This window comes from Streptomyces sp. NPDC057877 (genome assembly GCF_042796855.1).
Taxonomy (GTDB): Bacteria; Actinomycetota; Actinomycetes; order Streptomycetales; family Streptomycetaceae; genus Streptomyces.
In genome coordinates this window covers 508,831-526,445 of record NZ_JBHVMS010000008.1, presented here as the reverse complement: position 1 = coordinate 526,445, position 17,615 = coordinate 508,831, and the positions used below count along the sequence as shown (strand labels likewise).

Sequence of the window (17,615 nt, the reverse complement as noted above, 5' to 3'; positions counted from 1 at the left end):
TCGTCTCGGACGATCGCCCACACTATCGGCTGGGCATGACGACGGCCCGCCGCCTGTGGATAACCCACCCGCGACGGGCCGTTCACACCGTTTGTACCGTGCCGTCGACCGGCACGGCTGCCTTGATCGTTCTCACCCGTGGTGCCGGGAGGCGGCGGCCCCCCGATGACAGCGGCCTCAGACGGCCGCCTTCTTCAGCCGACGGCGCTCGCGCTCGGACAGACCGCCCCAGATGCCGAAGCGCTCGTCGTTGGCGAGGGCGTACTCGAGGCACTCGGAGCGGACCTCGCAGGCGAGGCAGACCTTCTTGGCCTCGCGGGTCGAGCCGCCCTTCTCGGGGAAGAAGGACTCGGGGTCGGTCTGGGCGCACAGCGCGCGCTCCTGCCAGCCGAGTTCCTCGTCCGCGTCGTCGACCAGCAGTTGCTGCACCAGCTCGGTCATGTGCGCCCCTCGTCTGTCTTTCGCGTCCCCGTGATGTAGCCGTTACCGATTCCGGCTGAACGACACGAGTGAAATTACAAGTGTGCTGCTCCGGGCGAGTCAAGCCGAGATCTGCTATTGGGCCCCTTATTCACTCTGCGGAACCAAGGCCATGCGGAAAGTGTTCAAATCGCCATAAACCCTGACACGCCGACGAGGCCCTACGGACCTCCGGTCCCGCACGGAACCTCTACGGAGAAGGACGCCCAAAGGTTCGATCCCGTTCCGACACGCGCGCCAAAGCGAACCGGATCACATTCGGATCACGGGATCGCAACGAGGCTTGCGCGCCCGGTTGTGCGCCATGTGTCCCGGTGAACGACTGAGCAAACCTTTCACCTGACAGATGAACCGGATGAGGTGAACCATGTCCCACATTTCGGGCGCCGAGTTGACAGTGCGGGTGTGAACCGCTGTCCTTGTGGGCATGCTCGCGAACTTGGCGCCCACCTCGACCCGCTCCGCCGGGTCCCTCGGTGCTGCCCGCGCTCGCTGTAGCTGTTGTCGCTGTTCCAGCTGTTGAGCCCAACGCGCTCCCGCTGACCTCCGTTTCGCCCACGGGCCCACGACGCCACCGGGCGGACTCGCTCCTCCCCTTGCCTCCCTCCCTCTTCCGCCGAGGAACCACGCACTCCATGAACAGCGACAGCGACCTTCAGATCGCAGGCGACATCCTGGAAGTCCCGCACCTGCTCCAGCCCCCGCGCGAGCACCCGGCCACCGTCGCCGAGTTCGCCGGACTGGCCCGCTCCCTCGCCGCCGACCGCTCCCAGTGGGAACACCTGATCCAGTACGACGCCACCACGCGCTGGTACCACCGGCTGCGCACCGGACCGGGCTACGAGGTGTGGCTGCTGTCCTGGGTGCCCGGGCAGGGCAGCGGACGCCACGACCACGGCCCGTCCTCCGGGATACTGACCGTCCTGGACGGCACCCTGACCGAGCACACCCCCCGCGGCGCCCGCACCCTCACGCCCGGCACGCAGCACGTCTTCGCCCCGGGCTACGTCCACGAGGTGCTCAACGACTCCCTCGAACCGGCCGTGAGCCTGCACGTCTACTACCCGGGCCTGACCGAGATGCCGATGCACGAGACCGCCCGCTGCACGACGGCCGCCCCGGTCGCGTAACCACCCGGCGCGTTGTCGTACCCGCCTGCAAGACTGGCTCCCATGCGCATTGTGGTTCTGGCAGGCGGCATCGGCGGTGCCCGTTTCCTGCGCGGTCTGAAGCGGGCCGCGCCGGACGCGGACATCACGGTCATCGGCAACACCGGGGACGACATCCACCTCTTCGGGCTGAAGGTCTGCCCGGACCTCGACACGGTGATGTACACGCTCGGCGGCGGCATCAACGAGGAACAGGGCTGGGGACGGTCCGACGAGACCTTCCACCTGAAACAGGAACTCGCGGAGTACGGCGTCGAACCCCAGTGGTTCGGGCTCGGCGACCGGGACTTCGCCACGCACATCGTGCGCACCCAGATGCTGGGCGCGGGCTACCCGCTGAGCGCGGTCACCGAGGCGCTGTGCGACCGCTGGAAGCCGGGTGTGCGGCTGGTCCCGATGTCCGACGACCGTGTGGAGACGCATGTCGCGGTCGAGCTGGACGGTGAGCGCCGGGCGATCCACTTCCAGGAGTACTGGGTACGGCTGCGCGCGTCCGTGCCCGCCCACGCGGTGGTCCCCGTGGGCGCCGAGCAGGCCAAGCCCGCGCCCGGTGTCCTGGAGGCGCTCGCCGAGGCGGACGTCATCCTCTTCCCGCCGTCCAACCCGGTGGTGTCCGTCGGCACCATCCTGGCCGTGCCCGGCATCCGGGAGGCGATCGCCGACGCCGGGGTGCCGGTGGTCGGCCTCTCCCCCATCGTCGGCGACGCGCCCGTGCGCGGCATGGCCGACAAGGTGCTCGCCGCGGTCGGCGTGGAGTCCACCGCCGCGGCGGTCGCCGAGCACTACGGCTCGGGTCTGCTCGACGGCTGGCTCGTCGACGCGGTGGACGCGGGCTCCGTCGAGCGCGTCGAGGCGGCCGGGATCCGCTGCCGGGCCGTACCGCTGATGATGACGGACCTGGACGCTGCCACGCGGATGGCGCGGGAGGCCCTGACGCTGGCGGAGGAGGTACGTACGGCATGAGCGCGCCCACGACCGACGGCTACCGCGTGTGGGCGGTGCCCGGACTCCCCGAGGTCCGGCCCGGCGACGACCTGGCCAAGCTGATCGCCGCCGCCGAACCCGACCTGGCCGACGGCGATGTGCTGCTCGTCACCTCGAAGATCGTCTCCAAGGCGGAGGGCCGGATCGTCGAGGCGGACGACCGGGAGGCCGCGATCGACGCCGAGACCGTGCGGGTCGTGGCCCGGCGCGGCCCGCTGCGCATCGTGGAGAACCGCCAGGGCCTGATCATGGCGGCGGCCGGGGTGGACGCCTCCAACACCGCGCCCGGTACGGTCCTGCTCCTCCCCGAGGACCCCGACGCCTCCGCGCGCGCGATCCGCGACGGCCTGCGGGACGCCCTCGGCGTCACCCTCGGCGTCGTCGTCACCGACACCTCCGGGCGGCCCTGGCGCGCGGGGCTCACCGATGTCGCGATCGGCGCCGCGGGCGTACGCGTACTGGACGATCTGCGCGGCGGCACGGACGCGTACGGCAATCCGCTCGCCGCCACCGTCGTCGCCACCGCCGACGAACTCGCCGCGGCGGGCGACCTCGTGAAGGGCAAGACCGCCGGACGGCCCGTCGCCGTGCTGCGGGGGCTGCCGCACGTGGTCGCCGAGGACGACGGGGCGGGCGCCCGGGCGATGGTGCGGGGGGCGCGGGACGACATGTTCCGGCTCGGCACGTCCGAGGCGATACGGCAGGCGGTCACCCAGCGCCGTACGATCCGCGCGTTCACGGACGAACCCGTGGACCCGTCGGCGGTGCGCCGGGCGGTCGCCGCGGCCGTCACGGCACCGGCGCCGCACCACACCACCCCGTGGCGCTTCGTGCTGCTGGAGTCGGCCGAGTCGCGCACCCGGCTGCTGGACGCGATGCGGGAGGCCTGGATCGCGGATCTGCGGCGGGACGGCAAGAGCGAGGAGTCCATCGCCAAGCGGGTCCGGCGCGGTGACGTCCTGCGCGACGCGCCCTACCTCGTCGTCCCGTGCCTCGTCATGGACGGCTCGCACACCTACGGCGACGCGCGGCGGGACGCGGCCGAGCGGGAGATGTTCGTCGTCGCCACCGGGGCGGGCGTACAGAACCTGCTGGTGGCGCTGGCCGGTGAGCGGCTGGGGTCGGCGTGGGTGTCGTCGACGATGTTCTGCCGGGACGTCGTGCGCGAGGTCCTAGGGCTGCCCGGCGACTGGGATCCCATGGGCGCGGTGGCGGTCGGTCATCCGGCGGAGGAACCGCGGGCCCGGGGGGAGCGGGACGCGGGGGCGTTCATCGAGGTGCGGTGAGATCGAGGTGCGGTGAGATCAAGGTGCGGTGAGATCGAGGTGCGGTGAAGGGGCGTACGGCTGTCGGTCGTCTCTCGTACCCTCGTAAGGCTCCACTCCCTCCCCTCCGGCATCCGGGAACCCACCAGTGGCAGGACGTTTCGCTCCCCGGCCCACGCGTACGACCGTGCGCGGTGGGGACGCCGGTGTACCCGGTGCCGTGCCGCGGCAGGAGCGGGTGGGGGCGCCGCGGGTGCGGACGTGGGTGCCGGACGGGCCGCTCGACCTCGGGCTGGTGCTTGGGCCGTTGCGGCGCGGGCCCGGGGATCCGACGTTCCGCGCGCTGCCCGACGGGTCCGTCTGGCGGACCAGCCGGACGCCCACCGGGCCGGGGACCCTGCGGGTCACTCGCTACGGCGGTGAGGTGCGCGGGGAGGCGTGGGGGCCCGGGGGTGAGTGGCTGCTCGAGCAGTTGCCGGAGCTGCTCGGGGCGGCGGACGACCCGTCCGTGTTCGTACCCCGGCATCGGCTCGTGGCGGCGGCGCGGCATCGACGGCCGGGGCTGCGGCTGACGCGGAGCGGGCTGGTGCTGGAGTCCCTGATCCCGTCGATCCTCGAACAGAAGGTCACGACCGATGAGGCGTACCGGGCGTGGCGGCTGCTCGTGCGTCAGTTCGGGGAGCCCGCGCCGGGGCCCGTGCCGGGGCGGATGTGTGTGATGCCGTCCGCTCGGACCTGGGCGCTGATCCCGTCCTGGGAGTGGCATCGGGCCGGGGTCGACAACAAGCGGGCGTCCACGATTCTGCGGGCCGTGCGGGTCGCTGCGCGGCTGGAGGAGGCGGTGCGGATGTCACCGCGGGCGGCGCGGGAGCGGTTGGAGGTCGTGCCGGGGGTCGGGCCGTGGACGTCCGCGGAGACGGTACAGCGCAGTCACGGGGCGGCGGATGAGGTGACGACGGGGGATCTGCATCTGCCGGGGATCGTGGGGTGGGCGTTGGCGGGGGATCGGGATGCGGATGACGCGGTGATGTTGTCGCTGCTGGAGCCGTATGCGGGGCAGCGGCATCGGGCTGCGCGGTTGATCTTGCTGAGTGGGAGTTCGCCCGCGCGGCGGGCGCCGAAGATGCCGCGGGTGGATATTGGGCGGTGGTGAGGTGCGTGGCCCGGTGCTCGTGACGTGCGCGGCGTGTCCGCTGGCCGGGGGTGGGTCGCGCGGCCCGGCGCGGCGGGGTGCCCCTGCGCCCACCCTCCCCCGGGCTCTCGGCTTCGCTCGAGCAGGGGGACCCCCATCGCCCAGCGGCACGACTGCCCGCGGCTAGGTGCGTCGCGCTACGTCCGCCACCCACCGGACGTCAGAAGGCCCCCCGCATCACAGATCCGAAGAGAACCGGACCGCTCCCGCCGGGATGTGCGCGTTGCACCAGATGCGGGCGCCGGGGTGGAGTTCGTTGTCGGGGCCGACTATCGCGTCGTCGCCGATGACCGTGCCCTTGAGGATGGAGCGTTGGCCGATGCGGGCGCGGGTGCCGATGAGGGAGTCGGTGATGACGGCGCCGGGTTCGATGACGGCGTCCGGGAGGATGGTGGACCCGAAGACGCGGGCGCCCTCGGAGACGAGGGCGCCCTCGCCGACGACCGTGCCGCCCGCCAGCTTGGCGTCGGGGGCGACGCGGGCGGTGGGCAGGACGAGGCGGTCGCCGCAGCGGCCGGGGACCGCCGGGGACGGGGCGCGGCCCAGGACCAGGTCGGCCGAGCCGCGGACGAAGGCGGCCGGGGTGCCGAGGTCCAGCCAGTAGGTGGAGTCGACCATGCCCTGGAGCCGGGCGCCCGCCGACAGGAGGTCGGGGAAGGTCTCGCGTTCCACCGACACCGGCCGTCCCCGCGGGATCGTGTCGATGACCGAGCGGCGGAAGACGTACGCCCCCGCGTTGATCTGGTCGGTGACGATCTCCTCCGGCGTCTGCGGCTTCTCCAGGAACGCCAGCACCCGGCCGTCGGCGTCCGTCGGGACCAGACCGTAGGCCCGCGGGTCCGGCACCTTCGTCAGGTGGAGGGAGACCTCCGCGCCCGTCTCCTCGTGGGTGCGCACCAGCGCCCTGATGTCGAGGCCCGTCAGGATGTCCCCGTTGAAGACCAGCACCGGGTCGTCCGGGGCCGCCCGCAGTCGTGAGGCCACGTTCCGGATCGCGCCGCCCGTGCCGAGCGGCTCCTCCTCCGTGACGTACTCGATGTGCAGCCCCAGCGCCGAGCCGTCCCCGAAGTACGGCTCGAAGACCTCCGCCAGATAGGACGTGGCGAGGACGATGTGCTCGACCCCTGCCGCCCTCGCCCGCGCCAGCTGGTGCGTGAGGAACGGCACCCCCGCCGCCCTGACCATCGGCTTGGGTGTGTGCACCGTGAGCGGGCGCAGCCGCGTTCCCTTGCCGCCGACCAGGAGGATCGCTTCTGTCACCTGTCGTCTCTACTTCCTGCCGGGACCGGTCGAACCGTCGTTCGACCGGCGAGTCGGTACAGCCGACCGGCCCCGCCTAGCGACCCTGGTAGCGCGCGGCCTCCGAGCGGGCTGAGCCGAGCTTGCCGTAGAGCTTCCCCCCTGGGCACTCCGTGGCGAACCCGTCCCGGTGGCCCGAGATCACATTCAGTCGTACGTTCTTACCTTTTCCGTAGAGATTTCCGCCACCCGATCGCAGATACGTCTTGCCGTTCGGATTGCCCCCGAACAGGCCCAGCTTCCACGCCGTCAGCTGGGCGACCGCCCGCACCGCGGACTCCGACGGCTTCTTGCTGTCGTACGAGCCCACGACCGCGATCCCCGTGCTGTCGTGGTTGAAACCGAGGGTGTGCGCGCCCATGACCGGCCTGGCCACGCCGCCCGCACGCCCCTCGTAGATGTTTCCGCACTTGTCCACGAGGAAGTTGTAGCCGACATCGCGCCAGCCCATGCTCGTGACGTGGTAGCGGTAGATACCGCGAATGAGTGAGGGCACCTGTGCGCAGGTGTAGTTGTTGCCGGTCGCGGTGTGGTGCACGAAGGCCGCCTTGACGTACTTCGTGTAGAGGAAGTTCTTCTCCCGCAGGCTCTCGTCCGCGCCCCAGCCGCGGCGGGTGACGATGCGCGGGCGCGGGCCGATGTACGGCTTCACCCGCTGCTCCTCCGTCAGCTCCGTGCCGCGCAGGGTGAGGAGTTCCTGTTCCGTCTGGGCCTTGTCGAGTTCCGGGATCTCGGCGGCGCCGAGGGGGGCGAGGTCGCTGTTGGGGGTGGACGCGGCGATCGTGTCGGGGTTCAGGGTGGTGGCTTCGGGGTTCAGGGCCGCGGTGTCCGTGCGGGGGTCGTCGGCCGCTGCCGGTTGGGCGTCGGTCTGGGTGCTGGGGGGTGTTTCGGGGTCGTCGGCTCGTCCCGGGTCCACGAGTTCCAGGCGCAGGCCTGTCGGGAGGGCTGCCGCCGCCGCGGGCGTACCCGTACGGGTCTGTCGCGGTTCCGCCCGGACGCGTACCTCCACGCCGTCCGACTCGCCCACCCAGAGGGGGGCCGTGGCGCCGCGTACCCGGCCGGAGGTGCGTTCGGCGGTGTCCGGGTCGGCGGCGTGGTCGGCGTTGTGCGTCTGCAGGTCCTGCCAGTCGGACCAGGTGCCGGTGGCGGCGGCACGGGTGCGGACCTGGACGCTGCCGTGCAGTTCGGTGTCCGGGTCGTCCCAGACGACGCCGACGAGGGAGAAGTGCCGTACGTCCCGGCGGGGCAGGCCCTGTTCGGCGGTGGAGCCGAGGGCGCGGTCGCCGCCGAGGGCGGCGAGGGGCAGCGACTGGGTGCTGCCCGCGGGGCTGGGGGTGGTTGCCGAGGGGGCGGAGGCGGCCGGTCTGGCCGCCGCGGTGGCCTCGGGGAGGGTGAGGGGGAGGGCGATGACGGCCGCACAGGTGACCCCGATGGGGGAAGCAAGGTATCCACGCATGCTCCTGATCGTGGCCATAGCGGGAGAAGTCTGTCTATCCGGTACTTGACGGTGTGTTGTGCAGCAATTCCCCCGAAAAGGTGGTGGGTATCGGCCGAATCGGTGTCCCGCACGCTCGGCGCGCATGGTCGGGTCCGCGTACGCTTGCGCGGGTGAATGCCACCGATCGCACCCCCGCCGACCTGCTGCGTTCCGCCCTTGCCGCGGATCCCTCGCGCCCGTTGGTGACCTTCTACGACGACGCCACCGGTGAACGCGTCGAACTGTCCGTCGCCACCTTCGCCAATTGGGTGGCCAAGACCGCGAATCTGCTCCAGGACGGGATGTCCGCGGAGCCGGGCGAGCGGGTGGCGCTGCTGCTGCCCGCGCACTGGCAGACGGCGGTGTGGTTGCTGGCGTGTTCGTCGGTGGGGGTCGTCGCGGACGTCGGCGGCGATCCGGCGCGGGCGGACCATGTGGTCGCGGGGCCCGGGGAGTTCGAGGCGGGGCTGGCGTGCGGGGGCGAGCGGTACGCCCTGTCGCTGGAGCCGTTGGGGCGGCGCTTCCGGGTGCCGCCGGAGGGTTACGCGGACTACGCCGTGGATGTGCCCACCTTCGGCGACCGGTTCGCGGCGTACGCCCCCGTGGATCCCGAGGCTCCGGGGCTGATCGTGGCCGGGGCGGAGTTCACCGGCGCGGAGATCGTGGCGCGGGCCCGGGGGGAGGCCGGGGGGCTCGGGCTCACGGGACCTGGTTCGCGGCTGCTGTCGGGGCTGCCGTACTCGACCTGGGACGGGTTGAGCGCGGGGCTCTACGCGCCGCTGGCCAGCGGGGGGTCGGTGGTCCTCTGCCGTCATCTGGAGCGGCTGGGGGACGAGGGGCTGGCCAAGCGGGTGGAGAGCGAGCGGGTTACCGCCACCGCCCGATAGCGGGCACCCGACGCCCGATAGCGGGCACCCGACGCCCCGTAGCGGGCGCCCACCGCCCCCGTCACCCGTTCAGCCCACCCCACCCCGCACCGCGACCCCCCACCCCCCACCCTCGTAAGTGGACGCAAGAAGTCCGCACACGTACGCACTCGCGGCCCATGAGGGGTGGACGACGTGACCGACAGCGGCGGGGCGCCCCTCGGGCCGGGGGTCGGGGCGTCGGCGATAGGGAAGCGGGGGGCGCACCGGCGGTGGGGGCGGTGGGCCGCGGGCGGCGTGGCGCTGGTCGTCGTGGCCGCGGGCGGGGTCACCTGGGGGGTCTACACGAAGCTGGACGGGAACATCACGCCCGACGAGGCCGCCGCCGCGGAGCTGGCGCGGTTCGAGAAGGAGCGGCCCACCGCGCTGGTGAAGGACGCGCAGAACATCCTGGTCATCGGGTCGGACTCGCGGGCCGGGCCCGGCAACCGGCGCTACGGGCGGGATCCGGGGACCGAGCGGGCGGACACCACGATCCTGCTGCACCTGTCGGGCGGGCGGCGCAGCGCCACCGCCGTGCACTTCCCGAGGGACCTGATGGTCGACGTACCGGGGTGCCGCAGGCCGGACGGATCGCGGACGCGGCCCGTGTTCGCGATGCTCAACTACGCCTTTCAGGTGGGCGGTTCGGCCTGCGCCGTCCGGACCGTGGAGAAACTCACGGACATCCGTGTCGACCACCACATGGTCGTCGACTTCCAGGGGTTCAAGCGGATCGTCGACGCCGTGGGCGGTGTGGAGGTCTGCCTGAAGAAGCCCATTCGGGACAAGGCGGCGAAACTGTGGCTGCCCGCGGGCCGGGTGAAGCTGAGCGGCGAACAGGCGCTGGGATATGTCCGGGTGCGCAAGACCCTCGGTAATGGCAGCGACACCGACCGTATCAACCGCCAGCAGCGGTTCCTCGGCGCGCTCGTCAGCAAGGTGCGCGGCAATGAGGTCCTGCTGAATCCGGTGAAGCTCTATCCGGTGCTGGACGCGGCCACGTCCTCCCTCACCACCGACCCGGGACTGGCCAGTCTGCGTGGTTTGTACGAACTCGTACGCGGCGTCCGTGAGATTCCCACGGAACGCGTGCAGTTCCTGACCGTGCCACGGGAGTCGTACGTCCGTGACACCAACCGGGACCAGCTCCTCGAGCCGGAGGCGGAACGACTCTTCACGCGGCTGCGCAGGGACGCTCCGGTGGCCGTCGTGCGGGACATTACTCGGAATTCCCCCGAAAGCGGCTTCTCGCACGGGGATTCGCATCGGCCGTCGTACGATGACGGGCAGCACCAACCAAGCAGGCACAGCAGCCGAAGCGACGTTTCCCCGGCACCGACGTTCCGCGGGAATACGGCCGCGGAGGACGTCTGTGAGTAAAAGGCTCGCCAAGGCCTCGCCAAGACGACGAACTCCAGTTCAAGGAATTGGGCGAATTTGCCCAGTTGTAGGGACGTGGAATTTGTCACCGCCGTCGCTCGACGTTGAGCTGGGCGGATAGTGTGAGCGACCCGGTGCACCCGGCTCCCGGCCACGAAAGTCCGTCCAGGGGTCGCGCACTGCTTGTACGAGACCCGAGCGCCTTTGAGGGGGAAGGCGCCGCGTGGCCCCGACGGAGGATTCAGACAACCGTGGACGCGCAAGGCCGTGGACGGGCGGACAACATCGATCCCGCCGACCAGTGGGTACTCAATCCGGACACCGGCGAATACGAACTGCGACTGTCTCCTTCCGCACCGCAATCACCGGTGCCGAGGCCTCGGAGAACGGCTCCCCACGCGGGGGGCGGCGCCGGGAACCCGCCACGCCCCCGGCCCGCCGCCCCCGCGCCCGACAACGCCGACGCGTTCGACGCCGACGCCCCGGCCCGGGCGCCAGGGCGTGACGTTCCGTCGCCGCGCAGGCGCCGTGGGGCGCCCGAGGAGCCGCCGGGGCGGCGCGGACGGCGACCGGCGAAGAAGGCCCGGGCGAAGAAGGCCCTGATGTGGACCGGCGGCACCATGGCGTTCGTCGTCATCGCCGCCGTGGTCGGTGGCTATCTCTACCTCGACCACCTCAACGACAACATCACCTCCGTCTCCGACGACGGCGCGAGCACCGGTGGCTTCAAGAAGGACCAGGCCATCAACATCCTGCTGATCGGCACGGACAAGCGCACCGGCGCGGGCAACGAGTCCTACGGCGACTCCGGCAGCGCCGGGCACGCCGACACCACGATCCTGCTGCATGTCTCCAAGGACCGCTCCAACGCGACCGCGCTCAGCATCCCGCGCGACATGATCGTGGACGTCCCGGACTGCCCCACCGAGCAGGAGGACGGCTCCACCGAGGTCATCCCCGGTTCGCAGGGCGTCCGCTTCAACACCAGCCTGGGCCAGAGCGGCCGTACGCCGAGCTGCACCATGCGCACGGTGACCGAGCTGACCGGCATCACGCCGGACAACTTCATGGTGGCCGACTTCAACGCGGTCAAGACGCTGACCTCGGCGGTCGGCGGTGTCGAGGTGTGCCTGGACAAGGACATCAACGACGAGAAGTCCAAGCTGAACCTGCCGAAGGGCACGCACACCATCGAGGGCGAGGAGGCCCTGGCCTTCGTACGCACCCGGTACTCGGTGGGCACGGGCGGCGACCTGAGCCGGATCGCGCTCCAGCAGCAGTTCCTGAGCGCGCTGATGCGCAAGCTGAAGTCCAACGACACGCTCACCAACCCGTCGAAGATGCTGAAGCTGGCGGAGGCGGGCACCAAGGCGCTGACCGTGGACTCCCAGCTGGACAGCATCGGCAAGCTGAAGGACCTCGGGCTCGAACTGGGCAAGCTCAACACCAAGAACCTGACGTTCACCACGATTCCGGTCGTCGACAACCCGGCCGAGACCGTGAAGGCGACGGTCGTCCTCGACGAGGTCGCGGCGCCCCCGGTCTTCGACGCCATCAAGAACGACGTCTCCTTCACCGAGGTCGACCAGAAGAAGAAGGCGCAGAAGAAGAAGGAGAAGGCCGCCGTCGCCGCCCGGCTGGAGGGCACCAAGTCCGACCCCTCCGAGGTGCGGGTCAGGGTCCTCAACGGCGGCGCCCCTTCCGGGTCCGCCCAGGAGACGTTGAACTGGCTCCAGTTGGAGGAGGGCGTGACGAAGTCCGAGAACGCGGGAAACGCGGACGCGGAGCTGAGCAAGACGACGCTGGAGTACGCGCCCGACCAGGCCGACCAGGCCCGTCGGCTCGCCGACATCATGGGACTGTCCGGCGCGGCGATGAAGCCGGGCGAGAGCGTCACCAACGCGCAGGGGCTGCCGACCATGACGCTGACCCTGGGCGAGGACTTCAAGGGCGCGGGCGTCTCACTGACCGCTCCGACGAAGGCGCCGGACGTGGACAAGTCGACGGCCGACACAGTGAAGTGCGCGAGCTAGGGCCTGCCGTGCGGATCACGGTGCGAGGAGGCGACGTCCGCCCCGCGTCCGCGGCGTGATCGAGACAACAGGTTCCAGGGCGATCCGCCGTTGACCACAGCCTCTGACAGGCAGTGACCGGACGATCGCAAAACAAGGGGTAACCCAACGGGTCCGTCGTGCGTCTGACTTGACGCGGGACGGACCCGTGTCGGGTACAGGGCGGGGAGGGGCAGGCAGTTGGCGCGCAGCGGTGTGCGGGGGGATATGGCTTCGGCGCCTTCGGCGGAGGACACCATGCCTCTCGCGGCGAAGGAAGCGGAAGAGGCCGAGGGCGAGCGGGAACCGAGGTCGGGCCGCCACGGCGGCTCGGGCGGCGGTCGGCGCCGTACCGGCGGGAGGTCACGCGGGCGGCGGGTGCTGCGCTGGACGGCGATCGTGCTCGCGGTGACGGTCCTGGGCACGGCGGGCGCGGGGTACCTCTACTACCAGCAGCTGAACGGCAACATCAAGAAGGACGACCTCAACCTCGGGGACAGCGACGTCGCCAAGCCGACGCCGAACGCCGCCGGGCAGACCCCGCTGAACATCCTGCTCATAGGCTCCGACGCCCGTGACACCGAGGAGAACCAGAAGCTGGGCGGCGCCCGGGACAGGTTCGGGGCGGCGCCGCTCGCGGACGTCCAGATGCTGCTGCACCTGTCCGCGGACCGGTCCAACATGTCCGTCGTCAGCATGCCGCGGGACACACTCGTACAGATACCGAAGTGCACCGACCCCGACGACGGCGAGGCGTACCCGGCCAGCAACGGGCGGACGCGGACCAACGAGAGCCTCCGTAACGGCGGGCCCGGTTGCACGGTCGCCACCTGGCAGGAGCTGACGGGCATCCACATCGACCACTTCATCATGGTCGACTTCGCCGGTGTGGTGTCCATGGCGGACGCCGTCGGCGGAGTGCCGGTCTGCGTGGACGCCAACGTCCACTCCCGCGACGGACAGGGCCACGGCTCCGGGCTGAAGCTGGAGGAGGGCACCCACCCGATCAAGGGCGAGCAGGCCCTCCAGTGGCTGCGCACCCGGTACGGCTTCGAGGACGGCAGCGACCTCGCCCGCGCCAAGGCCCAGCAGATGTACATGACCTCGATGGTCCGCGAGCTGCGCGAGAACGCCACCCTGAGCAGCCCCAACAAGCTGCGCAGGCTCGCCGAGCAGGCCACCAGGGCGCTCACCGTCGACCCGGGCCTGGACACCGTCAAGAAGCTCTACGACCTCAGCAACGAACTGCGGAAGGTGGACCCGAAGCGGATCACCATGACCACGATGCCCAACCGCTACGTCGGCAGCCAGGTGGAGCCCACCGAGGACGCCGAGCAGTTGTTCCGGCTGGTGCGCGAGGACATCTCCCTCGACGGCAAGGACGGTAAGAGGAAGACCGAGGACAAGGTCTCCGACGACCCGGCCGCCCCGGCCGCCGAGATCGCCGTACAGGTCCAGAACGGCACCAGCGACCCCGTGCTGGGCGCCGCCAGCGGGCGGGCGACGACCGTGGCCGGGCAGCTGGCGGAGGAGGGCTTCACCGGCGCCGTCGCCGACCAGTCCGCCGTACTGACCGAGAAGACCACCGTCGTCCGCTACCCGAGCGCGGACCTGGAGGGCGACGCGCAGGCGGTCGCCAAGTCACTGGGCATTCCGCTGGGTTCGGTGAAGCGGTCCACGGCGGTCTCCGGCGTCACGCTCGTCGTCGGCGCGGACTGGCGCGAGGCCACGGACTACGAGGCGCCCAAGAAGGACGACACGACCCCGGAGTCCGCCAAGGCCCTCAACGGCGCCGACGACGAGGCGTGCATGCACGTCGACCCGGACTACACCTGGTAGCCGGTCGCGGTCAGCTCAGCTCCGCGGTGTCCGTGCCGCGCACCGCGGGGCGGCGGCTCGCGATCACCTTCCTGGCCAGCGACCTCGGGCTGGTCAGGAAGCCCCAGCCCCAGCACATGTGCATGGTGGCCAGCGCGACCGGGATCTGGAGGCGGGCCTTCAGCGGCAGCCCCTTGCCCGCGGGCACCGAACCGGCGGCAATGGCGGCGAGGTAGCCGCCGGGGACCAGGAAGCCCCACGGGGTGAGCAGGGCGCCCACGACCAGGCCCGCCGCTATCGCGCACACGGCGGTGGGCGGGGCGAGGTAGCGCAGGTTGATGGAGCCGGAGTGGTAGCGGGCGACGACGTGCCGCCAGCGGCCGTAGTCCTTGTACTGCTTGGCCAGCGCGCGCATGCTCGGCCGCGGCCGGTAGGACACCCGCAGCTCGGGCGAGAACCAGATCAGCCCGCCCGCTTCCCTGATCCGGAAGTTCAGCTCCCAGTCCTGGGCGCGGATGAACTCCTCGTTGTAGCCACCCTGCCGCTCCAGCGCCTCGCGGCGGAACACCCCGAGGTAGACCGTCTCCGCCGGGCCCGCCTGACCGCCCGTGTGGAAGGCCGCGTTGCCGACGCCGATCTTCGAGGTCATGGCCGCGGCGACCGCGTGCTCCCAGGCGTTCTCGCCCTCGGCGTGCATGATGCCGCCAACGTTCTGCGCGCCGGTCTCCTCAAGGAGGCGTACGGCGGTGGCGATGTAGTGGGGGGAGAGCATGCCGTGTCCGTCGACGCGGACCACCACCGGGTGCCGGGACGCCTTGATCGCGGCGTTCAGGGCGGCGGGGGTGCGGCCGGTCGGGTTGGGGACGGTGTGGACGCGCGGGTCCTCCCGGACCAGCTCGGCGGCGATCTCGTCCGTGCGGTCCTTGGACGGACCGAGGGCGATCACGACCTCCATCTCACCGTCGTACTCCTGCGCGAGGATCGCACGGACGGCGCCGCGCAGATGCCGCTCCTCGTCGAGGACGGGCATGATGACGGACACGGGCGGAAGCTGCACGTCGGACTTGGCGTTCATAGGGCCCTCACGTTACCGCGAACGGGGGACACCGATGCGCGCCGCGGGTGCGCTGCACCGGGCTTCAGATCGTATGGGCCTACGGTGCTCACGGATCCCCCGGCCCCCCTGTGCCCGGGATCTCCACGCACGGCCCGAGCGCCGCCCGGCCCCGGCCCCGGCGCCCGTCCCGGAGGTGTCCCCATGCCCCGCACCACCCCGCCCCGCTCCCCCGCCCGGCCGCCGCGCCGCCCGCAGTCACGGCGCGGCGGCCGTACGCCCGTACGGCGCAAGCGACCGCGCTGGGCCATGCGGGCGGTGACGACGCTGTCGGTCGTCGTACTGGCGTCGGCGGGCATCGGGCACGCGGTGCTGACCGGTCTGGAGTCCGACATCGACCGGGTCGACGCCTTCCGCGACATGAAGAACCGGCCGCGGGCCGGGCACGGCACGAACCTGCTGATGGTCGGCACCGACGGCCGCGACAAGATCTCGGAGGCCGAGCGGCGCAGGTACCGGCTCGGCGGGGCGCCCTGCCGCTGCACCGACACGATCATGATCGTGCACATCTCGGAGGACCGGGAGCGGGCCAGCGTCGTCAGCCTGCCCCGTGACTCCTACGCCGAGCTGCCCGCGCACACCGACGCCACCACCGGCGAACACCACCGGCCGCACCCCGTCAAGCTGAACGCGGCCTACGCGGAGGGCGGGCCGCAGCTGACCGTGCGGACCGTGGAGCGGATGACCCGGGTGAAGATCGACCACTATCTGGAGGTCGACTTCACCAGCTTCATGAAGACGGTGGACGTGCTCGGCGGTGTGGAGCTGTGCACCGCCGAGCCGCTCAAGGACTCCTACACCGGCCTCGACCTGCCCGCCGGGACGCACGACATGAACGGCGGCCAGGCCCTCCAGTACGTCCGTGCCCGGCATGTCGACGGGGCGTCCGACCTGGGCCGGATGGAGCGCCAGCAGCGGTTCCTCGCCGCGCTCGTCGAGCGGGCGACCTCCTCCGGGGTGCTGCTGAACCCGATGAAGTTCCGGGACGTGACCCGGGCCGTGCTGGGCTCGGTCCGCGCCGACAAGGGCTTCGGCACGGACGAGCTGCTGTCCCTCGGCAGGGCGATGCGGAACTTCTCACCCTCGTCGTCGGAGTTCACCACCGTCCCGATCGGCCGGATGGGGTACGCCGTGAAGGGCATCGGTTCGACGCTGAAGTGGGACCCCGTCAAGGCGGGCCAGCTCTTTCAGGCCCTGCGCGAGGACCGGCCCCTGGCCCCTCAGCGGCCCAGGAACACCCCCGTGCCGCGAGTGGAGGTGCCCCCGCAGCAGATCCGCGTCCAGGTCGAGAACGGCACCGCGACGGCCGGGCTCGGCAAACGCGTCGACACCGCGCTGGCGGCGGCCGGGTTCCGCACGACCAGCCTGCCCACGAACGCCGCCCACACCACCGTACGGCGCACGGTCGTCGCCTACGACCCGCGCTGGGACCGCTCCGCCAAGTCCCTGGCTGCGGCCCTGCCGGGCAGCGAGCTGCGGGCGGTACGGGGACAGGGGGCGACCCTGAAGGTGACCGTGGGGTCGGACTTCCGGCAGGTGCGGAAGGTACGGGCGGAGGAGCGGGCCGGGGAGGGGGAGGCGCGGGTGGTGCGGGGGGACGAGGTGAAGTGCTCCTGAAGCGCCAGGGGGCCCTGGGCGGGTGAGGCTCAGCCCTCGATGCCCCTGGGCGGGTGAGGCTCAGCCCTCGACGCCCTCGACGCCCTCGATGCCCTCGGCGGGTGAGGCTCAGTCCTCGATGCCCCTGGGCCGGTGAGGCTCAGCCCTCGACGCCCTCGATGCCCTCGACGGGTGAGGCTCAGTCCTCGATGCCCTCGGCCGCCCGCTGGGCCCGCAGTTCCATGATCGCTCGGCGGCGGGCCAGGCGGTGGGTACGGCGGATCTGGGCCTCCTGGAAGCGGCGCTTGTCACGCTCGCTCTCCGGCAGGACGGGCGGTACGCGCCGGGGCTTGCCGTCGGCGTCGACCGCGGCGAAGACCAGATAGGCGGAGCCGACCTGGGTGGGCGGCGCGGACTCGTTCCAGCGCTCGGCCAGCACCCGTACGCCGACCTCCATGGAGGTCCGGCCGACCCAGTTGACCTGCGCCTTCACATGGACGAGGTCACCGACGCGGACGGGTTCGAGGAACGCCATCTCGTCCATGGAGGCGGTGACGGCGGGACCGCCGCTGTGCCGCCCGGCGACGGCCCCGGCGGCGTCGTCGACGAGCTTCATGATCACGCCGCCGTGCACGGTCCCCAGCAGGTTGGTGTCGCTGTGGGTCATGATGTGGCTGAGCGTGGTCCGGGAGGCGGAGGTGGGCTTCCCGGGGAGTTCCGCTTCAGCCGCTATGTCTGGAGTGCCCGGGTTCTCCGGCTCCGGGGCGCTGGCCTGGTCTGTCATGGCCTCCACCTTATGCCGAAGTGACAATCGGGGATTTTGTGTCAGCTTCGCAACAGCGGCGCCCCTATTTTCCTCCATCCCTTGTAAGGAACACGGCC

The 17,615-nt window shown here is 71.3% G+C and carries 14 protein-coding genes; 9 read left to right on the top strand and 5 right to left on the bottom strand.

All coding sequences use genetic code 11. The features are described from left to right. Positions 1 to 177: 177 nt before the first annotated feature. On the bottom strand, positions 178 to 441 hold the full coding sequence (locus ACFVQG_RS26610; protein ID WP_003975777.1) for a WhiB family transcriptional regulator: 264 nt from the start codon (positions 439 to 441) through the stop codon (positions 178 to 180). 674 nt (positions 442 to 1,115) lie between these two features. Between ACFVQG_RS26610 and ACFVQG_RS26605 the strand changes: the two genes are divergently transcribed. The 4 genes from ACFVQG_RS26605 (at position 1,116) to ACFVQG_RS26590 (ending at position 5,051) form a co-directional block, all read left to right on the top strand. After that, the gene (locus tag ACFVQG_RS26605) at positions 1,116 to 1,610 is read left to right on the top strand and encodes a cysteine dioxygenase (RefSeq protein ID WP_383388047.1); all 495 of its coding nucleotides are present in this window, start codon (positions 1,116 to 1,118) and stop codon (positions 1,608 to 1,610) included. Positions 1,611 to 1,652: 42 nt separating this feature from the next. Continuing rightward, on the top strand, positions 1,653 to 2,612 hold the full coding sequence (gene cofD, locus ACFVQG_RS26600) for a 2-phospho-L-lactate transferase (protein ID WP_383388045.1): 960 nt from the start codon (positions 1,653 to 1,655) through the stop codon (positions 2,610 to 2,612). After that, positions 2,609 to 3,919 (top strand): coenzyme F420-0:L-glutamate ligase, encoded by a 1,311-nt coding sequence (locus ACFVQG_RS26595; RefSeq protein WP_383388043.1) that lies wholly within the window; start codon positions 2,609 to 2,611, stop codon positions 3,917 to 3,919. The genes cofD and ACFVQG_RS26595 overlap by 4 nt, the downstream gene beginning before the upstream one ends. A gap of 127 nt (positions 3,920 to 4,046) precedes the next feature. After that, the gene (locus tag ACFVQG_RS26590) at positions 4,047 to 5,051 is read left to right on the top strand and encodes a DNA-3-methyladenine glycosylase family protein (RefSeq protein WP_383388041.1); all 1,005 of its coding nucleotides are present in this window, start codon (positions 4,047 to 4,049) and stop codon (positions 5,049 to 5,051) included. Between the two features lie 216 nt (positions 5,052 to 5,267). Here ACFVQG_RS26590 and ACFVQG_RS26585 read toward each other — a convergent pair whose 3' ends face one another. Continuing rightward, the gene (locus ACFVQG_RS26585; RefSeq protein ID WP_383388039.1) at positions 5,268 to 6,350 is read right to left on the bottom strand and encodes a sugar phosphate nucleotidyltransferase; all 1,083 of its coding nucleotides are present in this window, start codon (positions 6,348 to 6,350) and stop codon (positions 5,268 to 5,270) included. A 76-nt stretch (positions 6,351 to 6,426) separates the two neighbouring features. Next, complete coding sequence (locus ACFVQG_RS26580) at positions 6,427 to 7,845, bottom strand: peptidoglycan recognition protein (RefSeq protein WP_383388037.1); 1,419 nt, start codon at positions 7,843 to 7,845, stop codon at positions 6,427 to 6,429. 152 nt (positions 7,846 to 7,997) lie between these two features. Here ACFVQG_RS26580 and ACFVQG_RS26575 point away from each other — a divergent pair, with 152 nt between their 5' ends. From ACFVQG_RS26575 to ACFVQG_RS26560, 4 genes are all read left to right on the top strand, one after another. Next, positions 7,998 to 8,753 (top strand): TIGR03089 family protein, encoded by a 756-nt coding sequence (locus ACFVQG_RS26575; protein WP_383388035.1) that lies wholly within the window; start codon positions 7,998 to 8,000, stop codon positions 8,751 to 8,753. A gap of 174 nt (positions 8,754 to 8,927) precedes the next feature. Then, a complete protein-coding gene (locus ACFVQG_RS26570; RefSeq protein ID WP_383388030.1) occupies positions 8,928 to 10,154 on the top strand; it encodes an LCP family protein in 1,227 nt (408 codons plus the stop codon). A gap of 251 nt (positions 10,155 to 10,405) precedes the next feature. Further along, positions 10,406 to 12,187: an LCP family protein gene (locus ACFVQG_RS26565; RefSeq protein ID WP_383388028.1), complete on the top strand. Its 1,782-nt coding sequence runs from the start codon at positions 10,406 to 10,408 to the stop codon at positions 12,185 to 12,187. A 276-nt stretch (positions 12,188 to 12,463) separates the two neighbouring features. After that, positions 12,464 to 14,044, top strand: a complete 1,581-nt coding sequence (locus ACFVQG_RS26560) for an LCP family protein (RefSeq protein WP_383388026.1) — start codon at positions 12,464 to 12,466, stop codon at positions 14,042 to 14,044. A gap of 10 nt (positions 14,045 to 14,054) precedes the next feature. Here ACFVQG_RS26560 and ACFVQG_RS26555 read toward each other — a convergent pair whose 3' ends face one another. Further along, positions 14,055 to 15,098: a glycosyltransferase family 2 protein gene (locus tag ACFVQG_RS26555; protein WP_383388025.1), complete on the bottom strand. Its 1,044-nt coding sequence runs from the start codon at positions 15,096 to 15,098 to the stop codon at positions 14,055 to 14,057. 183 nt (positions 15,099 to 15,281) lie between these two features. On the opposite strand from ACFVQG_RS26555, the gene ACFVQG_RS26550 reads away from it, so the two are divergent. Further along, the gene (locus ACFVQG_RS26550; RefSeq protein WP_383388023.1) at positions 15,282 to 16,754 is read left to right on the top strand and encodes an LCP family protein; all 1,473 of its coding nucleotides are present in this window, start codon (positions 15,282 to 15,284) and stop codon (positions 16,752 to 16,754) included. A 178-nt stretch (positions 16,755 to 16,932) separates the two neighbouring features. Here the strand turns inward: ACFVQG_RS26550 and ACFVQG_RS26545 are convergent, their stop codons facing one another. Then, the gene (locus ACFVQG_RS26545) at positions 16,933 to 17,517 is read right to left on the bottom strand and encodes an acyl-CoA thioesterase (protein WP_383388021.1); all 585 of its coding nucleotides are present in this window, start codon (positions 17,515 to 17,517) and stop codon (positions 16,933 to 16,935) included. Positions 17,518 to 17,615 lie beyond the last annotated feature (98 nt).

Coding starts and splice junctions, on each gene's coding strand:
- ACFVQG_RS26610 (WP_003975777.1), bottom strand. CDS start 441: ATGACCGAGCTGGTGCAGCAACTGCTGGTCGACGACGCGGACGAGGAA.
- ACFVQG_RS26605 (WP_383388047.1), top strand. CDS start 1,116: ATGAACAGCGACAGCGACCTTCAGATCGCAGGCGACATCCTGGAAGTC.
- cofD (WP_383388045.1), top strand. CDS start 1,653: ATGCGCATTGTGGTTCTGGCAGGCGGCATCGGCGGTGCCCGTTTCCTG.
- ACFVQG_RS26595 (WP_383388043.1), top strand. CDS start 2,609: ATGAGCGCGCCCACGACCGACGGCTACCGCGTGTGGGCGGTGCCCGGA.
- ACFVQG_RS26580 (WP_383388037.1), bottom strand. CDS start 7,845: ATGCGTGGATACCTTGCTTCCCCCATCGGGGTCACCTGTGCGGCCGTC.
- ACFVQG_RS26560 (WP_383388026.1), top strand. CDS start 12,464: ATGCCTCTCGCGGCGAAGGAAGCGGAAGAGGCCGAGGGCGAGCGGGAA.
- ACFVQG_RS26555 (WP_383388025.1), bottom strand. CDS start 15,098: ATGAACGCCAAGTCCGACGTGCAGCTTCCGCCCGTGTCCGTCATCATG.
- ACFVQG_RS26550 (WP_383388023.1), top strand. CDS start 15,282: ATGCCCCGCACCACCCCGCCCCGCTCCCCCGCCCGGCCGCCGCGCCGC.
- ACFVQG_RS26545 (WP_383388021.1), bottom strand. CDS start 17,517: ATGACAGACCAGGCCAGCGCCCCGGAGCCGGAGAACCCGGGCACTCCA.